Raw genomic sequence first — 3,911 nt, forward strand, 5'->3', positions numbered from 1 at the left:
GAACAATTCCTTTTATACGTTTACGTTCCTCATCATGCTTTTCTTTCGCACGATAAAGTGCTGCCAATTCCCTTCGGGCTAATCGGGCTTCTTTGATCCAAATACAAAACTGATAGGGATCATTCTTTTGTAGTACTTCTACTTGTTTTTGTTCACAGTGCTGTAAAAATTCATCTAGTATTTGTTTCTTATGTAAATCCTTTGTGAGAACAGATTTAGTCATGATGGTTTCTCCTCTTCTACATTATTATTCTGCTTCATAACTATATCTTTCCGCCAAATTCAGCTCAGAATAATTAGCATCTTTGTTTGAGTAATACTCTTTACGGGCAAATGCCTCATCTTTTGTTTCAAACATTCCAAAATCCAATACATCAGAAAACTCAGTAAAGCCTTGTAGCCCATATTTCACTGTGCCACAAACAAATATTAACTTTGTCACACCAAAAACCACGGTTTCATCAAACGTTTTAGCACTTTTCTCTTGTAATGAATTCATATAAATCCCTCCTCATTTTTAATCATGCTTGTCCACCCTACGCACTTGGAATGACTCGTACCCGATTCGTATGACGATGAATCAAATGTAGTCGTCCATCTGCTTTCTTATAGATCAACCAATTTTCTGGATTTAACTTATACGAGTTAATATGTATCTTCTCTCGCTTCGTTGGTCGTTTACCATTTTTCACTTGTTTTCTCTCCCTCTATTTCTCAAACAGCTCGTCCACTGTTGTTTTGAAATATTTTGCTAGTTTTTGAGCCTCTTTTAGGGTGAAATCATGTCTGCCTTGCTCTTTGGATTGATACGTTCTTTGAGCTATGTTTATCAATTTCGCTGCCTTCTCTTGTGTCATGCGTTGCTCTTTTCTAGCGATGTATAGGTTTTTGTGCACGGGTATCGCTCCTTGTTTAAATTTTATTCACATCAACGCTTAATTGAACTGTTTCCTTCAATTAGTTTTGGATAAAACCGTTCGAATACGAACGTTTCGTTCGTATGATGATTAAAAAAAATCTCTTCGATTGACTCATCTAAAAAGTCAGCAATTTTTTTAGCAACTTCCATTGATGGAATCCGTTCTTTCTTATCCAACATTCTTATATATCTTTCAGTAACACCACAATGTTTAGCAATTTTATGATAAATAATTGACTGTTTCATGTCCGCCTCCTCAATAGAACGTTTCGTTCGATTTTAATCATATCGAATAATTTATACATTGTCAATGACTTTCCGAACATAATGTGCTATGATTGTCTCTAAAGAGAACAGGTTGTTCAAGTGAACAACCTTATGAGGTGATGAAAATGACAGGTATAGGTGCTAGAATAAAAAAACTAAGAAAACAACGTAACTGGACACAAGAAACGCTAGGAAAAAAGGTAGGCGCTTCATCTCGTGTAATTGGTTATTATGAGTCCGAAGAACGTTTTCCTTCGCCAGATACTATTGCAAAATTATCTGAAATACTAGAAGTAACAACGGATTTTCTACTAGGACGTAGTACCGAATTAGATATAAAAAAACACAACAAGTTTAAGGAAATTATAGAACGATTAGATACATTACCTGAAGATAAACAGGACATTGTCCTACAACAAATGCTCGCGATCACCAAAACACTAGAAGAATACCATAATAACGAAAAAAATAGCCCCTCATATTAGAGACGGGCTATTTTTTAAATTTTAAAACTTTGTTCTATGTACTCCTCGACTAATTCAGGCTGCGTTTCATCTACTGTTTTCAAAAATAATTCTACAATCTCTTCTTTCGTCATTTCCATTCCTCCTCATAATTTTACCCTATCTACAAAGAATATTATCATTCTTTTAGGCTTATATTAGAGAAGTAAACAAATTCTTTTTTTATGGTTTTAGTTTACCGAAAAAATACATCTTCAATAAAAAGGAATTATAGTTCAAATAAAAAACAAAGCATACACTGTGTCTTTAACCACCTGGTTTAATTTCTACTGATCGATATGAATTCTGTTTTATTATATTATACGAAACAATGCTCACCGCTAACATTGAAAAGGTGCAAAGTACTAAAGCTAATTTTTTCATTTTCATCCACTCCTCTATCCATATTATAATCAATCATTTGTTGCACTAGCAAGGAATTATCTCCTCTTTTTTTAATTTCTTTAGCTACTAAACTTACAAAAAAATAATTTGATTGGGCAAGAAATTCCTTAAAGCACACACATAACCCGCCTGGCTGAGCATCTGTAACAGCTAAAAAATATTTCAAAAAGTCCTTTTCTCCATTTTCCCTTAAAATTTCTTCTAATCCTGCCCTTGAATCTTCACTTATAGGATTCATTTGGTATCTAATCAAACGTGAATCTGAATCCTCTGGCAAATTAATATGCAAGTATATTTTAACAACATCTAAATTAAATCTTGCTGCTACTTCAATTGCTTTGTCATTTACCTGTTTTGCTAAATCATAACTTTCCTGTAGATAGCGTAAACAACGTTCCTCGTCATCAACTAAAAATGACATCCCAAGTAAATATAATCCGTCCGAAACAGTTTTAGTGCATAAACTTGCTTCAATTAGAACATTAGCATAATATCGAGCCGACTCTAAGTTTTTTCTTTGTAAATTTAGTGGGGAAAATACTTCTGCAAGTCGATACATGTAACATTCCTTGAGAAATATTTTACGATCACTCTCTTCAATCAAGTCTAATTCTTTTTCAACTTCATCCACTAAATCAAACATGGTATTGAATTTTTTTTGGTGATAATAATCATAACATTTCATAATGTCAATCAAAATATTCAGCATATTATCAGTGGGCCTATTATACTTCTTTAAATATTTAATAATCTCAGTACCTGAAATTTCATCATTCATATATTTATATAGTGCTCCATAAATTTTTACATATTCTCCTACTGTACCTGATTCTTTCTTGTGCTTTTCTAGTAATTTATTCAACAAAACTTTATCACGAATCAATGCAGCATATTCAAAACTATGTTTTATTGCCTCTGTACTGTCCAATTCTAAACACCATTCCTGCAAAAACATTGCAGCAGTTTTATTTGATGTACTTACAATTGAAGCCAATTTCAATAAATTAGGAAAGCTAATGATACCTTGATTTTTAAATTTTTGTAAATATTGTTTCGAAACACCCATTTTACTAGCTACTTCTGTAAAGTTTAGGTCATCCCGATCTTCAATTAAATTACAAATTTTCTCATAGAAATTCAAATTAGTCCCCTCCCTTAAAACATAAAAATCCATCATCCTATTTTCTCAACCTCTAAACTGCACTACGAATGATGAATATCTGTTAAACTAAAAAGGAACTCGTATGATGCAAATGTTTGTCCTAAGGTAGTAGGATGAACGGTGTGAGCGGTTTTGTCACGATCACCTCTTACACACGCTCTGCGAGTTTTTATGTTTTAAATTATTATTTTTTTGTGATTATTCCGTCTATTTGTTTGATAGAAACCCATATACTGTATACAAGATTAATGTTATCACGAACCTACATTCTCTTCCATCCCTTGCAACTTGATAAATATATGCGCCAAAAAATTCGTTGTATTTCCATAAAAATGTCTTGGAACATTTTCCATTTTTAATGAATATCGGTTCATTTTTATTATATCCTACTAAAATTAAGTGCAGAAACCAGCCAATTTTTGATGAATATACCCAACCAATTTCAAATCGCATTACAATATTACAAGAAATAAATGTCGAACTTTCTCAATATGTGTCAACCCCTTTTTATGGTATTATCATTTTATCCTTACTTGTATCATCCTGATTGGTGTCCCTAACCAATCTCCCCACTAATCCTAGTGGGGAATTTTATTTTTGGAGTATTTTCGGATTTAAATATGCTATACTGTTTTAAACGGCAATTTTATTTTCA

General features: G+C 32.5%; 7 protein-coding genes. 1 reads left to right on the forward strand and 6 read right to left on the reverse strand.

Translation table 11 applies throughout. From position 1 onward, the window contains the following. The 5 genes from ACODS7_RS31165 to ACODS7_RS31185 all read right to left on the reverse strand — a co-directional run. Window positions 1-223 (reverse strand): hypothetical protein (locus ACODS7_RS31165; RefSeq protein ID WP_488828439.1); only part of this gene is annotated, 223 nt, incomplete at its 3' end. 24 nt (window positions 224-247) lie between these two features. Next, window positions 248-499 carry a hypothetical protein gene (locus ACODS7_RS31170; RefSeq protein WP_243168927.1) on the reverse strand — a complete coding sequence of 84 codons (252 nt, stop codon included), beginning with the start codon at window positions 497-499 and terminating at the stop codon, window positions 248-250. Window positions 500-536: 37 nt separating this feature from the next. After that, window positions 537-692, reverse strand: a complete 156-nt coding sequence (locus ACODS7_RS31175; protein WP_180232199.1) for a DUF6906 family protein — start codon at window positions 690-692, stop codon at window positions 537-539. A 15-nt stretch (window positions 693-707) separates the two neighbouring features. After that, on the reverse strand, window positions 708-896 hold the full coding sequence (locus tag ACODS7_RS31180) for a helix-turn-helix transcriptional regulator (protein ID WP_098680276.1): 189 nt from the start codon (window positions 894-896) through the stop codon (window positions 708-710). A gap of 32 nt (window positions 897-928) precedes the next feature. Further along, on the reverse strand, window positions 929-1,165 hold the full coding sequence (locus ACODS7_RS31185; RefSeq protein ID WP_243168928.1) for a helix-turn-helix transcriptional regulator: 237 nt from the start codon (window positions 1,163-1,165) through the stop codon (window positions 929-931). 146 nt (window positions 1,166-1,311) lie between these two features. Between ACODS7_RS31185 and ACODS7_RS31190 the strand changes: the two genes are divergently transcribed. Then, window positions 1,312-1,671, forward strand: coding sequence for a helix-turn-helix domain-containing protein (locus ACODS7_RS31190; protein ID WP_098710347.1), 360 nt, complete (start codon window positions 1,312-1,314; stop codon window positions 1,669-1,671). A 337-nt stretch (window positions 1,672-2,008) separates the two neighbouring features. On the opposite strand, the gene ACODS7_RS31195 is transcribed toward ACODS7_RS31190, so the two are convergent. Further along, window positions 2,009-3,235 carry an AimR family lysis-lysogeny pheromone receptor gene (locus tag ACODS7_RS31195; RefSeq protein WP_243168929.1) on the reverse strand — a complete coding sequence of 409 codons (1,227 nt, stop codon included), beginning with the start codon at window positions 3,233-3,235 and terminating at the stop codon, window positions 2,009-2,011. Between the last annotated feature and the right edge of the window lie 676 nt (window positions 3,236-3,911).

The organism is Bacillus sp. FG16, assembly GCF_057809515.1.